Genomic DNA, 18,791 nt, shown 5'->3' on the forward strand with positions numbered 1-18,791 from the left:
GGCGCAACTGAAGTGTAGTCCCTTGCGGCGATGCCCCCTCCGATTCACATCCATGATCGGCCGATGCCGGGGCAATACGGGGCGGCCCGATCCGATTTCGAAAGCGAAAGCGAAAAAAAAGCCCCGAACCAGTTCGGGGCCTTGTATGCGCTGAAACGAATCAGCCTGCGAAGTTCTGAGCGGCGAAGTCCCAGTTCACGACATTCCAGAATGCCTCGACGTACTTCGGACGGGCATTGCGGTAGTCGATGTAGTAAGCGTGTTCCCACACGTCGCAGGTCAGCAGCGGCTTGGCGTCGGTGGTCAGCGGCGTGGCGGCGTTGGACGTGGACACCAGGTCCAGCGAGCCGTCGGCCTTCTTGACCAGCCAGGCCCAGCCCGAACCGAAGGTGCCGACTGCGGTCTTGGTGAACTCTTCCTTGAACTTGTCGAACGAACCCCACTTGGCGTTGATGGCATCAGCCAGCGCGCCGGTCGGCTGGCCGCCGCCGTTGGGCTTCATCGATTCCCAGTAGAACGTGTGGTTCCACACCTGGGCGGCGTTGTTGAAGATGCCGCCCGACGACTTCTTGGTGATCTCTTCGAGGGTCGCGTTTTCGAACTCGGTGCCCTTGATGAGGTTGTTCAGGTTGGTGACGTACGTCTGATGATGCTTGTCATGGTGGAACTCCAGCGTCTCCTTGGAGATGTGCGGAGCCAGGGCATCATGCGCGTACGGCAGCGGGGGGAGCTTGTGTTCCATTGTTCTGTCTCTGTGGGTTGGGGTTGTGGGTCGAGGAACTGCCGATTGTAGGAGACTTGCAAGACCCACGCAAACCGCGGCGCAAAGCCCCCTGGGGTCATGTTAGTTTGTCCGCGCGATGCCGGCCGGTCCTCAGATTCCGCCGAGTTTGGCTTGTACGCCGGCAATCGCGATGTCCGCCACGCCATCGGCCAGATGGGCCTCCACCACGCTGCCGGCACGCAGTTCCGCCGGTGAGCGCAGCGCGCGGCCGCGCTGGTCGAGCAGCACGGCATAGCCGCGCTCCAGCGTGCGCTGCGGCGCCAGCAACTCCAGCGCGCCGGCTACGCGCGCCAGGCGCTGCGTCTGGCGCTCATGCGTACGGATCGCCGCGGCCTGCAAGCGCTGCGACAGCCGCGCGACATCGGCGCTTGCTGCCGCCATATCGGGCCGGCAGGCGGTCCAGCGCATGGCCAGCAATTGCTGGCGGTGGCGCTGCGCAACCACGGTTTCACGCAATGCCGAACGCAAGTGTCGCGCCAGATTGTCGACGCGCGCACGCCGCTCCTGCAGTTGCGCCTGCGGACTGCGCACACGGCGGGCGAGCCAGTCCAGATGTTGCGCGCGCCGGTCCAGTTCACGACGCATCGACTGTACCAGCGCATCGCCGGCCCGCCGCGTCAGGGCCAGCAGGTGCCCGCGGTCGGGGCTGACCAGTTCGGCCGCGCCCGTGGGCGTCGGCGCGCGCACGTCGGCAACGAAATCGGCAATGGTGAAATCCGTTTCGTGGCCGACGCCAGACACCACAGGCACCGCACTGCGCGCAATGGCGTGCGCCACCACTTCTTCGTTGAAGGACCACAGGTCCTCAATGCTGCCGCCGCCGCGGCACAGGATGATCACGTCGCATTCGCGACGCGCGCTGGCCTGGTCCAGCATGTCGGCAATCTTCTGCGCGGCGCCCGCGCCCTGCACCGGCACGGGGTAAACCGTCACCGGCACGTGCGGTGCGCGCCGCCGCAGCGTGGTCAGCACGTCGCGCAGCGCCGCCGCCTGCAGCGACGTGACGATGCCGATCGCGCGCGGGTGCGATGGCACCGGGCGCTTGCGCTCGGGCGCGAACAGCCCCGCCTGCGCCAGTTTTTCCTTCAGGCGCAGGAACGCCTCGTAAAGATTGCCAAGGCCGGCGCGACGCATGGCTTCGACGCCGAGCTGGAGATCACCGCGCGCCTCGTACAGCGTGACGACGGCGCGGACCTCCACCGCTTCCCCTTCGCGCGGCGTGAAGTCGACATGCTGGTTGCGCCCACGGAACATCACGCAGCGGATCTGCGCGCGCGCATCTTTCAGCGAGAAATACCAGTGACCGCTGGCCGCGCGGGTGAAGTTCGAGATTTCTCCGCGCACCCACGTGAGCGGAAAGCCCCGCTCCAGCATGGTCGCGATCGCATGGTTCAGTTCGCCGACGGGAATCGCTTCCCGAGGATTGCGGGCTGGCATGGAGGGCATTTCGCGCGAAAAGTTCTGCGGCTCGGGCATGGGTGGTAGCCGCAGTGCGGCGGGGGTCGGACATGTCCACAGCATAACGGGTATGTCAAGAGGGGTGTCGTGATGCCACCGACCTCTGCCAAAGCCCGCATAAGTACGTACAACTCTTTGATTCTTTTGATTTTTCGGACGGCAACAAAAATTAGGCAATGTAACCAATTTCCTTACGCGTCAACCACTTACGGGCTGCACCGTGGGCTTGTTCACAAAGTTATCCACAGGAACTCTGGATAAAAGAGGACAATTCGGCTCATGGGATTAACGAGTGTTGCTTTAGGCGTGTGAACGCGCGAGTGCCGTCACACGTAGTCGTCAGGAAGAATCGCAGGGGCCACACCCAGAATTCACCCCAGGATGCCCCGCGAATGCCTATTTTGTGAGCAGACGGCCGGTAGTTCATACGAATCAAGCAGTTAGAAACGATCTCCATAGGTTGTCCACAACCCGTCCACAATGCTCTCCTTGTGGTATGTGGAAAAAGAAAGACATGGCGGGCGGCACCCTCAGAGGTTCCCCACACCCGCGGCCAGCCCCCACTGCCTATTTTTTGAGCACCAACTGCTCAACACATTGAAATCAAGGACTTAGCTCGCTTCTCAGACGGCTTTCCACAAGCCGTCCACAATCCTGTCCCGTAGCTGTGTGGAAAGCAGCGGGTAAACCCGTTTCTATGATCGCAACCGCCCGCCCGGGCCGGTATAACCGCCTCCCACAGGCGGTTGCACAAAAAACAGGCAGCCCTACCATCTTCCTTTCAGATCAAGACCTTAGCGTGTTTGTCCGGCGGGTTTCCACAATCCATCCACAATCCTGTCCCGCACTGCTGTGGAAAGCACGCGTGGCCGCACCGATGCGCCGCCGAGACACCCTTTGCCAGCGTCTTGCCGCGCGCCATGGCGCGGGTTAGAGTGCTGCCTGATTTTTCGAGCAGTGCCGCTGCGCGCAGTGCCTCGGTATGCGCGTATCCAAGGGCTGCCATATAAAGCCGGTCCGTTTTTCTGTCGTCTCTGGTTGTCGATTCGGGGGTCCAATTGTTTTCGATCATTCAAGCGGCCGGCTGGCCGATCTGGCCGCTGCTGCTCGCTTCGGTTCTCGCGCTGGCATTGATCGTCGAGCGCTTCCTTACCCTCAAGCGCAGCAAGGTGCTTCCCGCGCGCCTTTACGAAGAGGCGCTTTCGGCCGCGCAGCAGCGCCGCGCCACGCCCGACGTGGTCAATACGCTGGAAAAGAATTCGCCGCTGGGCCGCGTGCTCGCGGCCGGGCTCCGTCACGTGGTGCTGCAGCCCCATACCTCGCGCGATGCCGCCAAGGAAGTCGTGGAAGAAGCGGGCCGCGCGGTCGCCCATGAGCTCGAGCGCTACCTGAACGCGCTGGGCACCATCGCGTCGGTGGCGCCGCTGATGGGCCTGCTCGGCACAGTGATCGGCATGATCGAGATCTTCGGCAGCCAGGGCGGCACCGGCGCGAATCCCGAGCAGCTTGCGCACGGCATCTCGGTGGCCTTGTACAACACCGCGTTCGGCCTGATCGTCGCGATCCCGGCGCTGATCTTCTGGCGCTATTTCCGCCGCCGCGTCGACGACTACGTGGCCGAGCTGGAATTCCGCGCGACGGCGTTCCTCGACGCCATCCTGCCGCAACGGCGCGCCTGAGCGCCCGCATCCACGCAGGAAGCGCCATGCAATTCCGTTCCCGTCAGCGGCGTGAAGAGCCGGAAATCAACCTGATTCCGCTCATCGATGTGCTGCTCGTGATCCTGATCTTCCTGATGATCACGACCACTTATTCGCGCTACACCGAGCTGCAGATCCAGCTGCCGACTGCCGACGCCGAGCGCGCGCAGCAGCGCCCGCAGGAGATCGTGGTGTCTGTGTCTTCGCGCGGCGTCTATTCCGTCAACAAGCATGTGATGGAGCAAAAGGACGTGACCAGCCTGGCCGACCAGCTTCGCGCCGCGGCCGGTCCGGCCACGGGCGGCCAACCGCCGGTGGTCATCGTCAACGCCGATGCCCAGGCCACGCACCAGGCCGTGGTTAACGTGATGGAAGCGGCGCGCCTGGCCGGCCTGTCTCGCCTGACCTTCGCCACGCAGAGCGCGCAGCCGCGCTGATCGCGCCAGACCCGACCCGGTGCCGGCAGGGCGCTGGGGTTGCCGCGTGCGCAGGGCAATGCCCATAATGTGCGCGTCCGGCAGGCCGCCAGGCCTGCCAACCACCCTTCGCCCTGCCCTTCCATGTCCGCTCCGCGCCATGCCCTCGCCGATTTCGTGACCGCCCAGTGGCAACGCCGGGGCTGGTTCGCCTGGCTGATGCTGCCGTTCTCGCTGCTGTTCGGGCTGATTGCGCGCGTGCGCCGCTACGGCTATCTGAACGGCTGGTTCAAGTCCACGCGCCTGCCAATGCCGGTGATCGTCGTGGGTAATGTGACCGTGGGCGGTACCGGCAAGACGCCCGCCGTGATCGCGCTGGCGCAGGCACTGACCGAGGCCGGCCTGCGTCCGGGCGTGGTATCGCGCGGTTACGGCGTCACGCTCAAGCACCCGCGCCGCGTCAAGCCGACGTCGAAGGCGTCGGATGTCGGCGACGAACCGCTGCTGATCGCGCGCGCCGCCGACGTGCCGGTCTGGGTATTTCCCGACCGGGCGCTGTGCGCGCAGACCATGCTGGTGTCGCACCCGGGCGTCAATGTGCTGCTGCTCGACGACGGCCTGCAGCACTACCGGCTGCAGCGCGACTTCGAGATCGTCATGTTCGATGCCCGCATGGGTGGCAACGGCCTGATGCTGCCCGCCGGCCCGCTGCGCGAGCCGCTTTCGCGCCCGCGCGATGCCACGCTGATCAATGACCCGAACTTCCGTGCCACGCCCGACCGCCCCGAGGTCTATGGCATGCGGCTCGAACTGGACGAGGCCTGGCAGCTCAACGACCCGACCATGGCGCGCCCGGTCAGCGCCTTTGCCGGGCGCCGCGTGCTGGCCGCGGCCGGCATTGGCAATCCCGAGCGCTTCTTCGCGAGCCTGCGCGGCGCGGGGCTGAGCCCCAAGACGCTGCCGCTGCCCGATCACTACGATTTCGCCGACGACCCGTTCGCCGGCAACCCCGAGGCACTCGACGCCGACGTCATCCTGATCACCGAGAAGGATGCCGTAAAATGCGAGCGATTCGACGACCCACGCATCTGGGTCGTCCCCACCACGCCCGTGATCGACGCGGGCCTGATCGACAAGATCCGACGCGCCGTGCTGGCGCGCGTACCGGCCACCAAGAGCGCGCCCGCATCGGGCGGCGCCACGGGCCTCAACAAGGAACACCAAGATGGACAACCGGCTGCTTGAAATCCTGGTCTGCCCGCTGTGCAAGGGCAAGCTGGAATACGACCGCGCCGCGCAGGAACTGATCTGCCACGCCGACAAGCTCGCCTACCCGATCCGCGACGGCATTCCCGTCATGCTGGCCGACGAGGCCCGGCAATCGGTGCCGGGGCGCGCGATCGACCCGGCCGCGCCCCGCACGGAGTGAGGCGCGCATCATGAGCATCCCGGCCTTCACTGTCGTCATCCCGGCGCGGCTGGCTTCCACGCGGCTGCCGAACAAGCCGCTGGCCGATATCGGTGGCCATCCGATGATCGTGCGCGTGGCCGAGCGTGCGCACGCGTCGTCGGCGCAGCGCACCGTCGTTGCAACCGATGCGCCGGCTGTCGTCGAAGCGTGCGCCGCGCATGGCATCGACGCGGTCCTGACACGTGCCGACCATCCGACGGGCACGGATCGCCTCGCTGAAGTCGCAGCACAGCTGGGGCTGCCCGACGATGCCATCGTCGTCAACGTGCAGGGCGACGAGCCGCTGATCGACCCGCAACTGATCGACGACGTGGCGATGCACCTCGCGCACCACCCCGACTGCGCGATCGCCACCGCCGCGCATCCGCTGCATGACGTGGCCGAAGTCTTCAACCCGAACGTCGTCAAGGTCGTGTGCGATGCCGCCGGGCGTGCGCTGTACTTCTCGCGCGCGCCGATTCCGTGGTCGCGCGACGACTGGGCCGGCGTGCCGGCGGTGCCAGCCTCGGCCGCGCAGGTGCCACTGCCGGGCATGCCGGTGCTGCGCCATATCGGCCTGTACGCCTACCGTGCCGGCTTCCTGCGCCGCTTCCCGACCATGGCCGCGGCGCCGCTCGAGCAGACCGAAGCCCTGGAGCAACTGCGCGCCATGTGGCATGGCGAGCGCATTGCGGTGCTGGAAACCGCGGCCGCACCGGCGCCCGGCGTCGACACCGCGGCGGACCTCGAACGCGTGCGTGCACTGTGGGCGCAGGGCATGGCACAGGACGGTCCCTGACCACTTTGCCACGCGGCGGTGTGCTTCGCGCCGCCTTTGCGTTGAGGTTCATACAGATGCAACCATGGAATCGGCTGAATTCGGGCCGGATTCGTTGCGCCTCATGGCATAATACTTGGCGATACAGAGCCGTCGGGATGGCGCACCAGAATGCGCCGGCCGGCCAAGGCTCGGTGGGGAGATACAGATAGAGCCCGTCCGGTGTCCCGCGCCGCGTTCCCCGCAGCGCCGCGCCGGCCGACAGCGTGACCTGATTCATGCGCGCGCAGTAAGTCCTGCGTCAAGTTACGGCGTTACCCTCCTTCTTGTCTCCCGCTACACAAGATTCAAAACTCTGAGGACCCGTAAATGCGTTTGATCCTGTTGGGCGCACCCGGCGCTGGCAAAGGCACGCAAGCCAAGTTCATCTGCGAAAAGTTCGGCATTCCGCAAATCTCCACGGGCGACATGCTGCGCGCCGCGGTGAAGGCCGGTACGCCGCTTGGCGTGGAAGCCAAGAAGGTCATGGATGCGGGCGGACTGGTGTCGGATGACATCATTATCGGCCTGGTCAAGGACCGTCTTAAGGACGCCGACTGCAAGAACGGCTATCTGTTCGACGGCTTCCCGCGCACCATTCCGCAGGCCGAGGCCATGAAGGAAGCCGGCGTCGCGATCGACTACGTGCTGGAAATCGACGTGCCGTTCGACGCCATCATCGAACGCATGAGCGGCCGCCGCGTGCACGTGGCCTCGGGCCGGACCTATCACGTCAAGTACAACCCGCCCAAGGCGGAAGGTATCGACGACGAAACCGGCGAAGCGCTGATCCAGCGCGACGACGACAAGGAAGACACCGTCCGCAAGCGCCTGGACGTGTATTCCCAGCAAACCCGCCCGCTGGTGGACTACTACTCGGACTGGGCCGCCAAGGGCGATGCCACGGCCAAGGTGTCCCCGCCGAAGTACCGCAAGATCGCCGGCGTGGGCGATGTGGACAGCATCACGGCCCGCGTGTTCGAAGCGCTCAAGTAAGCCTCGACTCTGGCAGCCCAACAAAAAGCGACCTTCGGGTCGCTTTTTGCATTCTCGCCCCCTGCATCGCTTTCCCCCTTGCCAGTCAGGCCGCCGTCCGTACAATAGCGCCAGAGTTGACGTTTACGTAAACGGCAGTCGCCACCGCGACTGATCACCGAGGAGACAGCAAATGGACATTCAGGACAATGTTTTCATCGTCACGGGCGGCGCGTCGGGCCTGGGCGAAGGCACCGCGCGCATGCTGGCCGAGGCCGGCGGCAAGGTCGTCATCGCCGACCTGAACGAGGCTGCGGGCACCGCGCTCGCGCAGGAGTTGGGCGGGACCTTCGTCAAGTGCGATGTCTCGTCGGAAGCCGACGGCCAGGCGGCAGTGGCCGCCGCGCAGGCGCTCGGCCGCGTGTCGGGGCTGGTCAATTGCGCCGGCATCGCCACAGCCAACAAGACCGTGGGCAAAAACGGCCCGCATCCGCTCGACGCGTTCGACAAGACCATCCGCGTCAACCTGATCGGCACCTTCAACATGATTCGCCTGGCCGCCGCGGCGATGGTGCAGAACACGCCCGACGCCGAAGGCGAGCGCGGCGTGATCATCAACACCGCGTCGGTGGCAGCGTTCGACGGCCAGATCGGCCAGGCGGCTTATGCCGCGTCCAAGGGCGGCGTAGTCGGCATGACGCTGGCCATCGCGCGCGACCTGTCTCGTGACGGCGTGCGCTGCGTGACGATCGCCCCGGGCCTGTTCGAAACGCCGATGCTGCTCGGCATGCCGCAGGAAGTGCAGGAGGCCCTCGGCAGGATGGTGCCGTTTCCCCCGCGCTTGGGCCGCCCGGCGGAATACGCCAAGCTGGCCAAGGCCATCATCGGCAATACCATGCTCAACGGCGAAGTGATCCGCCTCGACGGCGCGATCCGGATGCAGCCCAAGTAAGGGACCGCTTTGCCTGCTGCCGCCGCTTCACGCCGGCAGCAACATCACCAGCATCAAACCCGGCGCCGCCGCCGGCCACAGCGTAAGCTGCTCGAACTGCAGCGCGCCGAGCGCCGGATGGTGGAAGCCGCGGCGCCCGCCTTCCCGGTCTTCCACGTCCTGCGACAGCCAGGCCGCGCGAAAGGCGGGGCTCTCTGCCATCAATCCTTCGATCAGCGCACGCATTGGCGCGTCGTCCGCATGGCGGATGCTGTGCGCGCGGAATTCCGCCACGAGGCGCCCGGCCCGGTGCGGCCAGTCCTCGACCAATGCCTGCAGCGGTGCCGACACGAACATTGCGCGCAGCAGGTTCCGCTCCTGACTGTCCCCGTCGAGCCAGCCGATAAACAACTCTGCAGCCGCCGCGTTCCACGTCAGTGCGTTCCACTGACGATCCAGCAGGTAGGCCGGGCCCCGGATGGCATGGACGCTCGCCATCACCGCTGCCGGAACCGCTTCGCTGCCGGCCTGCTGCGGGTCGCGCCGCCCGGCCAGTTCGAACAGATAGGCACGCTCGGCGCGCGACAGGCGCAGCGCGGCGGCCAGGCTCGCGAGCGCCCGTGCCGACAACGCGACCGGCCTTCCCTGCTCCAGCCACGTCACCCACGTGGCGCTCAGTCCCGCAAGCTGGGCCACTTCCTCGCGGCGCAAGCCCGGCGTACGCCGGCGGCGCCCCGGCGGCAGCCCTACGTCCGCCGGCGCCAGCCGCTCGCGGTGGGCGCGCAGGAAAGCGCCGAGCACCGCTTCGCGCGTGACCGGCGCGGCGGCGCCCGCATCGGACAGAGAATCGGGCTGGACAATTGGGTCTGTATCGGAGGCAAACTGGACCATAGGCTGGTGCGTCTTATACCAGGATAAAACGGTAACTTGTACCGGGAAAACAGTCGGCCTACAGTAGCTCGAACCCGCTCTGCGGGCAACTCCCCGATCCATCAGAAGACCGGCATGAAGCCGGTTCAGGAGCAGCCATGCAACAACAGGAACTCGTCGCCGCCCAGTTCGGCGCCACCGCCAGCGCCTATCTCACCAGCGCCGTCCACGCACAGGGGGCGGATCTGGAACAGCTCAAACAGGAACTGGTGGACCTGATCCCGGCGGACAAGCGCGCGTCGAGCACCGTGCTGGATCTCGGCTGCGGCGCGGGGCATGCGAGCTTCGCTGCTGCAGGTGTTGCCGGCACGGTCACCGCCTATGACCTTTCGCAGGAAATGCTCGATGTCGTGGCAGGCGCTGCCCGCGAGCGCGGGCTCGCCAATATCGTCACACGGCAGGGCGCGGCGGAAAGCCTGCCGTTCGCGGACGGCACCTTCTGCGCCGTCGTGTCGCGCATGAGCGCCCACCACTGGCGCAACGTGCCGGCCGCGCTGCGCGAGATGCGCCGTGTGCTCAAGCCGGGCGGCAAGGTCGTGCTGATCGACATCGCGGGCGCCGAGGATCCGCTGCGCGACACATGGCTCCAGTCAGTCGAACTGCTGCGCGATCCTTCGCATGTGCGCGACTACACGGGCCCTGCATGGCGCGCGATGTTCGAAGCCGCGGGCTTCGCGGCCGACGAGATCGGTGTCTCCCCGGTCTGGCGCATCGCCATCGAGTTCGAGAGCTGGGTCAAGCGCATGCGCACGGCGCCGGTCGCGGTCGAGGCCATCCGCCATCTGTGGCAGCTCGCCCCGGCCGAAGTCCGCGAGCACTATCACGTGCAGCCCGATGGCAGCTTCGATCTGGAAGCGGTCATGATCACGGCCAGGGCGCGCTAAGGTAGCGCTGATCGATCAGGCGGCCACCGGCTCCCGCGTGGCCGCCTTGATGGTGAGATTGCGGACCAGCGCCCATACCGCCTCGGCGGCAGGCGACAGCGAGCGGTCTTCGCGCCGGACCATGACGATGCGCCGCTCCTCGCGCGGCACCAGCGGCCGCCATACCAGCGGCGACGCCGCCGGCAGCGGCAGCGAGTAACTTGGCAATACCGACGCGCCGATACCCGCCTCCACCATGCCGAACACGCTGGCCGAATGGCCCAGCTCCTGCACCACGCGCGGCACGATGCCGTGGCGCCCGAAAACACGATCGATCAGCGGCCGGCTGCCCGAAGCGAAGTCCAGCAGCACCAGCCGCATGCCGTCGAGAGCGGACCATGGGACCGTTTTCTCCTGCGCAAGCGGATGGTCGCGCCGGCACACGAAGCAGAACGGATCCGTCACCAGCGGCTCAATGGTCAGCCCGTCGTGCACGAGCGGGTCGATCAGTACGCCAAAATCCACGCCGCCAGCGCGCACCTGCTCGATGCCATCGGCCTGCACGTTGTCGCGAATGGTCAGGCGGATCTCGGGATACTGCGCTGCGCACGCGGCCACGTACATCGGCATCAGTCTTGCCGAGATCGTCGGGGCACCTGCTATCACTACGCGACCGCGATAGTGTTCACCGAGCTGACGCGTGTCTTCGAGCGTATCGTCCAGCTGCCCCAGAAGACGTTCGAGTGCCGGCGCAAGCGCCTGGCCGGCATGGGTCAGTACCACTTCGCGCGTGGTCCGGTCCAACAGCCGCACACCAAGCGACTCTTCCAGCTCTGCCACGCCGCGGCTGATAGCGGATTGGGTCAGGCCAACGGCATCCGCTGCGCGGCTGAAACCACCTGTTTCCGCGACTGCCAGGAACACCCGCAACTGACGGAGTGTGTAATTCATGCAACGATGAGATAAATGAATGCAATAAATGAATTTGCATTCTAGACCCGGGTGGCGTCCAATACTAGGCTAAACCCTTAGACGTCCGGCAATGTCCAGTATGTTCACCAAGCTCAAGAAACTCTACGACCTGATCGACGGCTTCGTCCTGATCATGCTGACCGCCATCGGCATCGCGCTGCTCGCGCCGGAGTTCGGCAGCAGCCGCGGTCCGCTGCATCTCGGCACCATCACCAGCCTCGGCGTGGCGCTCGTGTTTTTCCTGCATGGCGCGGCGTTGTCGCGCGACAAGCTCGTGTCCGGTGCCAGGCACTGGCGCCTGCATGTATTCGTGCAGGTCTTCACGTATGTCGTGTTCCCGGCAGTCGGCCTGCTGCTGATGCTGTCGCTGCGCAACACGCTGCCGGCGGACCTGCTGCTTGGCGTGTTCTACCTGTGCGCGCTGCCGTCAACCGTGTCATCTTCGGTCGCCATGACGTCGATGGCACGCGGCAACGTGCCGGGCGCCATCTTCAACGCGACCATCTCGGGCCTGATCGGCATGGCCGTCACGCCGCTGCTGATGGGGCTGGTCATCAGCGCGAGCGGTGCTTCCATGCCGCTCGGCAAGGCACTGATGGGCGTCGCGCTGCAACTGCTGCTGCCGTTCGCACTGGGCCAGTTGCTGCGCCCGCTGGTCGGAAGCTGGCTGGCAAAGAAGAAGCACATCACCAACAAGATCGACCGTGGCGTGATCGTGCTGATCGTCTACTCGTCGTTCTGCGACGCGACCGCCGAAGGCCTGTGGCACCACTACCAGTGGCAGACCATTGCCGCGGTGATGGCGCTCGCTGCCGTGCTGCTGTTCGTCGTGCTCGGCACGACCACCTTCGTCGCGCGCCGGCTCGGCTTCAGCGTCGAAGACGAAATCACCGCGGTCTTCTGCGGCTCCAAGAAGAGCCTGGCCAACGGCATTCCGATGGCCAACATCCTGTTCGCCGGCCATCCCGCGCTCGGGCTGCTGGTGCTGCCGCTGATGGTCTATCACCAGTTGCAGCTGATCGTGTGCTCGGTGATTGCGGCGCGGTATGCGAATCGGGATGCGCTGGTGGAAGATCGGGCTGCGGCGCGGGCCTGATATCCCAAGCACGCATGAAAAAACGGGGGACGTATCCCCCGTTTTTGTTTTCCGCACCGCGCCCCGTCACACCGACGGATTCTTCGCCAACGGCGGATTCTTCGCAAAGTAGCTGCGAATCCCGCGCAGGATCGCATTCGCAAGCTGCTCCTGGTGCGAATCGTCATTGAGCTTGCGCTCTTCCTCGGGATTGCTGATGAACGCCGTCTCGACGAGGATCGACGGAATATCCGGCGCCTTCAGCACCGCAAACCCGGCCTGTTCCACGCTGCCCTTGTGCAGGCGGTTGATGCCGCCGATTTCCTGCAGCACCGCCTTGCCGACTTGCAGGCTGTCATTGATCTGCGCCGTGGTGGACAGGTCCAGCAGCACGCGCGCGACCTGGGCGTCCTTGTTGAGGTTGGCGCCGCCGATCAGGTCAGACGAGTTTTCCTTGTTGGCGAGCCAGCGCGCAGCCGTGCTCGAGGCCCCGCGCTCGGACAGCGCGAACACCGAGGCGCCCTTCGCTTCCGGCGACAGGAACGCATCGGCGTGGATCGACACGAACAGGTCCGCTTGCACGCGACGGGCCTTCTGCACGCGCACGTTCAGCGGTACGAAGAAATCGGCGTCGCGCGTCATCATGGCGCGCATATTGGGCTGCGCATCGATCTTGGCGCGCAGCCGATGCGCGATCTGCAGCACCACGTCCTTCTCGCGCGAGCCCGACGCGCCGATGGCGCCAGGGTCTTCGCCGCCATGGCCGGGATCGATCGCCACCGTCAGCAGGCGGCGCATCTTGAACGGACGCTCTGCGGTTGGATCGTTCTGCGCGACGGGCGGCACGACCGGCGCATTCGGCTTGGGTACGACGGGCGCCGATGGCTTCGGCGGCTTGACCGCCGCAACAGCGGGCGGCGGTGCCGTGGTGGCCGGCACATCGCCCTTTTCATCAAACTTGCGCACCAGCGCACCGATGGCATCTTCCTCGGCGCCGGCGGGCGCACCGGCCACGCCATCGGCACCGGTCGGTGGTGCGCTGGTGGCGAAGCGCCGTTGCTTTTCCTCGGTGTCGCGCACCAGCTTCCACAGCGGATCCGGCGGATTGACCGGGTACAGGTCGAACACCAGGCGGTTCTTGTAGCTGCCGATCGGCGCGAGCGTGAACACCTGCGGCGCGACATTTTCCTTCAGGTCGAACACCATGCGGACCACGCGCGGGCGGTTCTGGCCGACGCGCACGGTCTGGATATACGGGTCGTTCGGCGTGATCTTGGCCACCAGTTCGCGCAGCGTGGGCGACAGATCGAGGCCGTCGATATCCACCACCAGCCGGTCCGGATCGCGCACCATCTGGTGCACGGCGACCAGCGGCGTGTCGGATTCAATCGTGACGCGGGTGTAGTCCTCGGCGGGCCAGACGCGTACCGCGACAATGCCGGCGCCAAAGACAAGCTGCGGCCCCGCCAGCGTCAGTACGGCCGTGCCGGCGCTGAACTTCAGGCACTGCGCCATCCATTTGCGGCGAGCCTGCAGCAGTCCGTCGGGTCCATCGGGGCGGTCGGTGGCGAGTCGCTTGATCAGCATGCGTTCAGCAAGGTAATTCCAATGGGAGTATAGGCGCGCAGCGTCGCGATCCGCCGCTCGGCTGCCATATCGGATACATCGGCAACAGCCATGTCCGATTGGAGCAACACGTGCAGATCCGGTTCCCCGAGCAGGCGACCGGCCTTCTCGGGCCACTCGACGAGATTGAACGCCGGTTCGGCAAAACAGTCACGGAAACCGGCATCGATCCACTCTTCGGGATCGGCAAACCGGTACAGGTCGAAGTGGTAGACGGTGAGCGGCGAACCGTCGGCGCGCGCGACGTCGTAGGGCTCGCACAGCGTGTAGGTCGGGCTGCGGACTTTTCCGGCATGGCCCAACGCGCGCAGGATCGCGCGCGACAGCGTGGTTTTGCCCGCGCCCAGGTCGCCGGAGAGCTGCACATGCACGGTCGCGGGCGGCAACTCGCGCACCACGCCGGCGAGCGCGGCACCGAAGCGCGCGGTAGCGGCTTCGTCAGGCAGCGTCAGGGAACGTTCTTCTAGCAGGGGCATTGCGTACAATTCAGGGATGACAGAGCGAGCATCCGAAGCGCCAGGCGCCCCCGTTCCACTGCCTGCAGCCGCTGCCGATGCAGCCGGCACAGACGGCCTGGAGGCGCTCGTGCAATCGATCCGGGACTGGGGCGCCGAACTCGGTTTTGCCTCGGTGCGGATCGCCGACGTCGATCTCAGCCATGCCGAGCCAGGGCTGATGGCATGGCTGGCTCAGGGTTACCACGGCGACATGGATTATATGGCGAACCATGGTCCTCGGCGCGCCCGTCCCGCGGAACTCGTGCCCGGAACGGTACGCGCCATCGTCGCGCGCATGCCGTATCTGCCGGCCACGGCCACGCCAGACTGGCGCCGGCACGAACTGGCGAGACTCGACGATCCCTCGACTGCCGTGCTTTCACTCTATGCGCGCGGCCGCGACTACCACAAGGTGCTGCGCAACCGGCTCCAGCAGCTCGCGAGCCGTATAGAGAGCGCCATCGGCCCGTTCGGCTATCGCGTTTTCACCGATTCCGCGCCGGTGATGGAAGTCGCGCTGGCCAGCCAGGGCGGCCTCGGCTGGCGCGGCAAGCACACGCTGCTGCTGGACCGCGACGGCGGCTCGATGTTCTTCCTTGGCGAGATCCTGGTCGATATTCCATTGCCGGCCGATCCGCCCGAAGCGTCGCACTGCGGCAATTGCCACCGCTGCATCGACATCTGCCCGACGCGCGCGATCCTCGCGCCCTACACGCTCGATGCGCGCCGTTGTATTTCTTACCTGACCATCGAGCACAAGGGCCCGATCCCCGAGCAATTTCGCGCACCGATGGGCAACCGCGTGTACGGCTGTGACGACTGCCAGCTCGCCTGCCCGTGGAACAAGTTCGCGCACCGGGCCACGCTGCCCGACTTCGATGTGCGCAACGGCTTCGACGCGGCCGACATGGTCGACCTGTTCCTGTGGACCGAGGCCGAGTTCAACCAGCGTCTGGAAGGCAGCCCGATCCGCCGTATCGGCCATGAGCGCTGGCTGCGCAACCTTGCGGTGGGACTCGGCAACGGCCTTCGCGCCGCGGCTTCGGGTCAGCGCCTGCAAGACCGCGAACTGGCCGAGCGCATTCGCACAGCGCTGGAAGGCCGTCTTGCCGATGCCACGCCGCTCGTGCGCGAGCACATCGACTGGGCGCTCGCGCAGGGTCGGGCCGTCAGCTGACCAGCGCGAGCCAGATCGGCGTGGTCACGATCGCCGCGACCGTCATCACCGAGATCGTCGCGGCCACCATGGGCCCGTTGCCGCCCATCCGCACGGCGAGGATATAGGCGCTCGATGCCGTAGGCAGCGAGGCGTACAGCACAACGATCTGGTACTGCAGCTCCGTCAGCGGCAACATGCGGCCCGCCAGCCAGGCGAGGCACGGCATGGCCAGCAGCTTGATGCCGGTCCACCACGCGACCGGGCCGACTGTGCCGGTCGCGCCGCTCATCTGCAGCCCTGCGCCCACCGTCATCAGGCCGAGCGCCGTCGATGCCGAGCCCAGCCGGTTCAGCGTCATCGCCAGCACCTCGGGCGCGTGCAGCCCCATCAGGTTGGTCAACAGCCCGCCGGCGGTAGCGAGGATCAGCGGATTGCGCGCGAGTTCTTTCCACAGCCGCGTATCGCCGTGGCGCGCCAGTGCCCAGACCGCGGCCACATTGCACAGCGGCACCGTGCAGCCCACGATCACCGCCATCAGCGCGAGCCCTTCGCTGCCACCGAGGCGCGAGGCCAACGCCAGCCCGATATACGAATTGAAACGGAACGCCGTCTGCAGGCCCGAGGCAAAGTCCACGGCATCGGGGCGCAGCACCCATTTGACGGCGTAGCCGCCCACCATGCCGAACGCCATCACAGTGAGCGCGAGCCCGAGCATGGCCGAGGTCGAGGAAAAATCGAACACCGCGCTGTTGGTCGACTGCAGCAGCAGCGCGGGAAACAGCACGAAATAAACCAGGCGCTCCACGCCACCCCAGAAGGCACGATCGAACGGTGAATAACGGACCAGCAACCAGCCGATCAGGATCAGGCTGAAATCGGGTACCAGCAGGAGGGCGGAAGACATCTCGTGAATGTTGTCGTTATTGTCGCGACCGGGCGGCCGGGCACTGCGGGGAAAAAGAGACGGAATGTGCAGACTAGGGCAGATCCGGATAGGTATTTTTCCAGAAATGGGCCAGCATGGCATACCAAGTTGTATGCCTGACCCCTATGCTGCACCGCCGCAATCCGCCATCGCCGGGCCCGCTGAGCGCCCCCCGCCCGCTTTCCTCCCGCCAGACCCCGCGCCGTCTGCTTGTCACGCTCGCCGCGGGCGTGGCGCTTGGCGTGCTGGCGCCGAGTGCTGGCGCGACCGAAATCGAGGGTCTGCGCTTTGACGATGCGGCCCGCGTATCGGGCAAGGTACTGCAGCTCAACGGCACCGCGCTGCGTTCGGGACTGCTGCTCAAGGGTTATGTGGCGGCGCTCTACCTGCCAGAAAAGGGCCGCAACGCCACCGTGGTACTTGGCACGCCGGGTACCAAGCGGCTACAGCTTCGCATGCTGCGCGAAGTGGAACCCACTGCACTTTCACGAGCCATCCAGAAAGGCATGCGTGAAAACCACAGCGAACTGCAGATGCAGATGCTGTCCGCGCGGATGGTCCAGTTCGAACACACCATTGATCAGGTCGGGACGGCCCGCAAGGGCGACGTGATCAACTTCGACTTTTCGCCGGACGCCGGCACCGTGGTTGCCATCAACGGCACCCCGCGCGGCCGCCCGATTCCCGGCGACGACTTCTACCAGGCCGTGCTGCGCGTCTTCCTTGGCGAACATCCCGTGGACCGGGACGTCAAGCGCGGCCTGCTGGGCGGCTGAGCCCGCCAGGCCAGATGTTGCCGCTGCCTTGCCGCCACCTGCGGCAGGGCAGCGGCGTTTTCTTCCGGGCATCACCCCCGCCCGGACTTTCCTGACGGGAGACCTGATCTCATGCAAGCTGGCAAAATTGCCCTGACCCTCGCCCTGGCCACCGCGGCCTCCATTGCGCAAGCGCAGAGCTTTCCGAGCAAGCCCATCCGCCTGATCATTCCGTTTGCGCCTGGCGGCACCACCGACATCGTCGGCCGCGGCGCTGCCGACCAGATGAGCCGCATCCTCGGCCAGCCGGTCGTCGTGGAAAACCGCGCCGGTGGCGGCGGCTCGATCGGCGCCGACGCCATCGCCAAGGCCGCGCCCGACGGCTACACGATCGGCATCTCGACGGTCTCGACCATGGCCGTGAACCCGGCGTGCAACCCGAAGCTGTCGTACGACCCGATCAAGGACTTCAAGCCCGTGACGAACCTGGCCAACGTGGCCAACGTGATCGCGGTGAACCCGAACTTCCCGGCCAAGAACTACCAGGAATTCCTGGCCGTGCTGAAGGCCAACCCGGGCAAGTATTCGTTCGCCACGTCGGGTACCTGCGCGTTCGGCCATATGCTGGGCGAGCAGTTCAAGGTCTCGACCAAGACCTTCATGGTGCATATCCCCTACCGTGGCGCGGGCCCGGCGCTGAACGACGTGCTGGCTGGCCAGGTGCCGATCATGGTGGACAACCTGCCCTCGTCGATGCCGTACATCAAGGCTGGCAAGCTGCGTCCGATCGTAGTGGCGTGGAACAAGCGGCTCGATTCGCTGCCGGACGTGCCGACGTTTGGCGAGATGGGGCTGAAGGAACCTAACGATCCGGCGTGGTATGGGCTGGTGGCGCCTGCCGGCACGCCTGATGATGTGATCAAGAAGCTGAACGAAGCCGCAGTGAAGGCACTGCAGGACAAGGGCTTCCAGGAGCGTCTGCGCGCTGCAGGCGCCGAACCTTCGGGTAACACGCCGGCGCAGCATGCGGCGGAGATCAAGAAGGAGTTCGACAAGATGAAGAATTTGGTGAAGGTGCAGAACATCAAGTTGGAGCAATAAGAGTCGGTTTGGTTTGTGTGGGCCGCCTGCGGGCGGCTTTTTCTTTGGCTGGCTGGCGAGGGGTGTGTCGTGCATGGCTGGCGCCGCTGTTTTTGCTTGGCGTAGCCGGCGGGGGTTTTGTGGTTGGGATTGGGGTATCGTTCTTGGCCCGCGCCGCTGTTTCGCCGGCGCAGCCGGCGAGTCACTTTTTGTCCGAGCGACAAAAAGATGGAATGAACGCGCCCCGGCCCACTAAGCAGAAGGCAGCGGCAATTCAGTTGTAGATCTGGGGAACGTGAGCGAGTAGGCGGGCCCTCCATCGCAAAACGGCATCGATGTGCCAAAGTGGAAGTGTCTGCAACCACGTGGATGGAGGAA

Annotated in this window: 20 protein-coding genes; 12 read left to right on the forward strand and 8 right to left on the reverse strand. The window is 65.8% G+C overall.

All coding sequences use genetic code 11. The features are described from left to right. Positions 1–160: 160 nt before the first annotated feature. The 3 genes from sodB to KHO41_RS17590 form a co-directional block, all read right to left on the reverse strand. Positions 161–742 carry a superoxide dismutase [Fe] gene (sodB, locus tag KHO41_RS17580; RefSeq protein WP_211954553.1) on the reverse strand — a complete coding sequence of 194 codons (582 nt, stop codon included), beginning with the start codon at positions 740–742 and terminating at the stop codon, positions 161–163. Positions 743–874: 132 nt separating this feature from the next. Then, positions 875–2,260 (reverse strand): exodeoxyribonuclease VII large subunit, encoded by a 1,386-nt coding sequence (gene xseA / locus KHO41_RS17585; RefSeq protein ID WP_211954554.1) that lies wholly within the window; start codon positions 2,258–2,260, stop codon positions 875–877. 763 nt (positions 2,261–3,023) lie between these two features. Then, entirely contained in the window at positions 3,024–3,314 is a 291-nt protein-coding gene (locus KHO41_RS17590) for a hypothetical protein (RefSeq protein ID WP_211954555.1), read from the reverse strand. Here KHO41_RS17590 and KHO41_RS17595 point away from each other — a divergent pair. The 7 genes from KHO41_RS17595 (at position 3,301) to KHO41_RS17625 (ending at position 8,552) form a co-directional block, all read left to right on the forward strand. Then, entirely contained in the window at positions 3,301–3,921 is a 621-nt protein-coding gene (locus tag KHO41_RS17595; protein WP_211954556.1) for a MotA/TolQ/ExbB proton channel family protein, read from the forward strand. The two genes, KHO41_RS17590 and KHO41_RS17595, sit on opposite strands and share 14 nt — an antisense overlap. 26 nt (positions 3,922–3,947) lie before the next feature. Then, positions 3,948–4,379 carry an ExbD/TolR family protein gene (locus KHO41_RS17600; protein ID WP_211954557.1) on the forward strand — a complete coding sequence of 144 codons (432 nt, stop codon included), beginning with the start codon at positions 3,948–3,950 and terminating at the stop codon, positions 4,377–4,379. A 123-nt stretch (positions 4,380–4,502) separates the two neighbouring features. Continuing rightward, positions 4,503–5,603 (forward strand): tetraacyldisaccharide 4'-kinase, encoded by a 1,101-nt coding sequence (gene lpxK / locus KHO41_RS17605; RefSeq protein ID WP_211954558.1) that lies wholly within the window; start codon positions 4,503–4,505, stop codon positions 5,601–5,603. Continuing rightward, positions 5,584–5,787, forward strand: coding sequence for a Trm112 family protein (locus tag KHO41_RS17610; RefSeq protein ID WP_211954559.1), 204 nt, complete (start codon positions 5,584–5,586; stop codon positions 5,785–5,787). Before lpxK ends, KHO41_RS17610 begins: the two co-directional genes overlap by 20 nt. 10 nt (positions 5,788–5,797) lie before the next feature. Next, a complete protein-coding gene (gene kdsB / locus KHO41_RS17615) occupies positions 5,798–6,607 on the forward strand; it encodes a 3-deoxy-manno-octulosonate cytidylyltransferase (RefSeq protein WP_211954560.1) in 810 nt (269 codons plus the stop codon). Between the two features lie 348 nt (positions 6,608–6,955). Then, complete coding sequence (gene adk, locus KHO41_RS17620; RefSeq protein ID WP_211954561.1) at positions 6,956–7,621, forward strand: adenylate kinase; 666 nt, start codon at positions 6,956–6,958, stop codon at positions 7,619–7,621. A 172-nt stretch (positions 7,622–7,793) separates the two neighbouring features. Next, the gene (locus tag KHO41_RS17625) at positions 7,794–8,552 is read left to right on the forward strand and encodes a 3-hydroxyacyl-CoA dehydrogenase (RefSeq protein WP_211954562.1); all 759 of its coding nucleotides are present in this window, start codon (positions 7,794–7,796) and stop codon (positions 8,550–8,552) included. Positions 8,553–8,579: 27 nt separating this feature from the next. On the opposite strand, the gene KHO41_RS17630 is transcribed toward KHO41_RS17625, so the two are convergent. After that, positions 8,580–9,422: an MmyB family transcriptional regulator gene (locus KHO41_RS17630; protein ID WP_244873875.1), complete on the reverse strand. Its 843-nt coding sequence runs from the start codon at positions 9,420–9,422 to the stop codon at positions 8,580–8,582. Positions 9,423–9,559: 137 nt separating this feature from the next. Here KHO41_RS17630 and KHO41_RS17635 point away from each other — a divergent pair, with 137 nt between their 5' ends. Next, positions 9,560–10,345: a class I SAM-dependent methyltransferase gene (locus KHO41_RS17635; RefSeq protein ID WP_211954563.1), complete on the forward strand. Its 786-nt coding sequence runs from the start codon at positions 9,560–9,562 to the stop codon at positions 10,343–10,345. Between the two features lie 15 nt (positions 10,346–10,360). Here the strand turns inward: KHO41_RS17635 and KHO41_RS17640 are convergent, their stop codons facing one another. After that, positions 10,361–11,275, reverse strand: coding sequence for a LysR family transcriptional regulator (locus KHO41_RS17640; RefSeq protein ID WP_211954564.1), 915 nt, complete (start codon positions 11,273–11,275; stop codon positions 10,361–10,363). Positions 11,276–11,366: 91 nt separating this feature from the next. Between KHO41_RS17640 and KHO41_RS17645 the strand changes: the two genes are divergently transcribed. Next, positions 11,367–12,392, forward strand: coding sequence for a bile acid:sodium symporter family protein (locus tag KHO41_RS17645; RefSeq protein ID WP_211954565.1), 1,026 nt, complete (start codon positions 11,367–11,369; stop codon positions 12,390–12,392). 66 nt (positions 12,393–12,458) lie between these two features. Here KHO41_RS17645 and KHO41_RS17650 read toward each other — a convergent pair whose 3' ends face one another. Both KHO41_RS17650 and tsaE read right to left on the reverse strand, forming a co-directional pair. After that, on the reverse strand, positions 12,459–13,958 hold the full coding sequence (locus tag KHO41_RS17650) for an N-acetylmuramoyl-L-alanine amidase (protein WP_211954566.1): 1,500 nt from the start codon (positions 13,956–13,958) through the stop codon (positions 12,459–12,461). Then, positions 13,952–14,473 (reverse strand): tRNA (adenosine(37)-N6)-threonylcarbamoyltransferase complex ATPase subunit type 1 TsaE, encoded by a 522-nt coding sequence (gene tsaE / locus KHO41_RS17655; RefSeq protein WP_211954567.1) that lies wholly within the window; start codon positions 14,471–14,473, stop codon positions 13,952–13,954. The genes KHO41_RS17650 and tsaE overlap by 7 nt, the downstream gene beginning before the upstream one ends. Positions 14,474–14,489: 16 nt before the next feature. On the opposite strand from tsaE, the gene queG reads away from it, so the two are divergent. Continuing rightward, a complete protein-coding gene (gene queG / locus KHO41_RS17660) occupies positions 14,490–15,671 on the forward strand; it encodes a tRNA epoxyqueuosine(34) reductase QueG (protein ID WP_211954568.1) in 1,182 nt (393 codons plus the stop codon). On the opposite strand, the gene KHO41_RS17665 is transcribed toward queG, so the two are convergent. Continuing rightward, positions 15,664–16,557 (reverse strand): AEC family transporter, encoded by an 894-nt coding sequence (locus KHO41_RS17665; protein WP_211954569.1) that lies wholly within the window; start codon positions 16,555–16,557, stop codon positions 15,664–15,666. The genes queG and KHO41_RS17665 overlap by 8 nt on opposite strands. 116 nt (positions 16,558–16,673) lie before the next feature. On the opposite strand from KHO41_RS17665, the gene KHO41_RS17670 reads away from it, so the two are divergent. Then, positions 16,674–17,354, forward strand: a complete 681-nt coding sequence (locus tag KHO41_RS17670; RefSeq protein WP_211954570.1) for a chalcone isomerase family protein — start codon at positions 16,674–16,676, stop codon at positions 17,352–17,354. A 111-nt stretch (positions 17,355–17,465) separates the two neighbouring features. Further along, complete coding sequence (locus KHO41_RS17675; RefSeq protein ID WP_211954571.1) at positions 17,466–18,434, forward strand: tripartite tricarboxylate transporter substrate binding protein BugE; 969 nt, start codon at positions 17,466–17,468, stop codon at positions 18,432–18,434. Positions 18,435–18,791 lie beyond the last annotated feature (357 nt).

It is taken from the genome of Cupriavidus numazuensis (assembly GCF_905397435.1).
Classification (GTDB): Bacteria; Pseudomonadota; Gammaproteobacteria; order Burkholderiales; family Burkholderiaceae; genus Cupriavidus; species Cupriavidus numazuensis.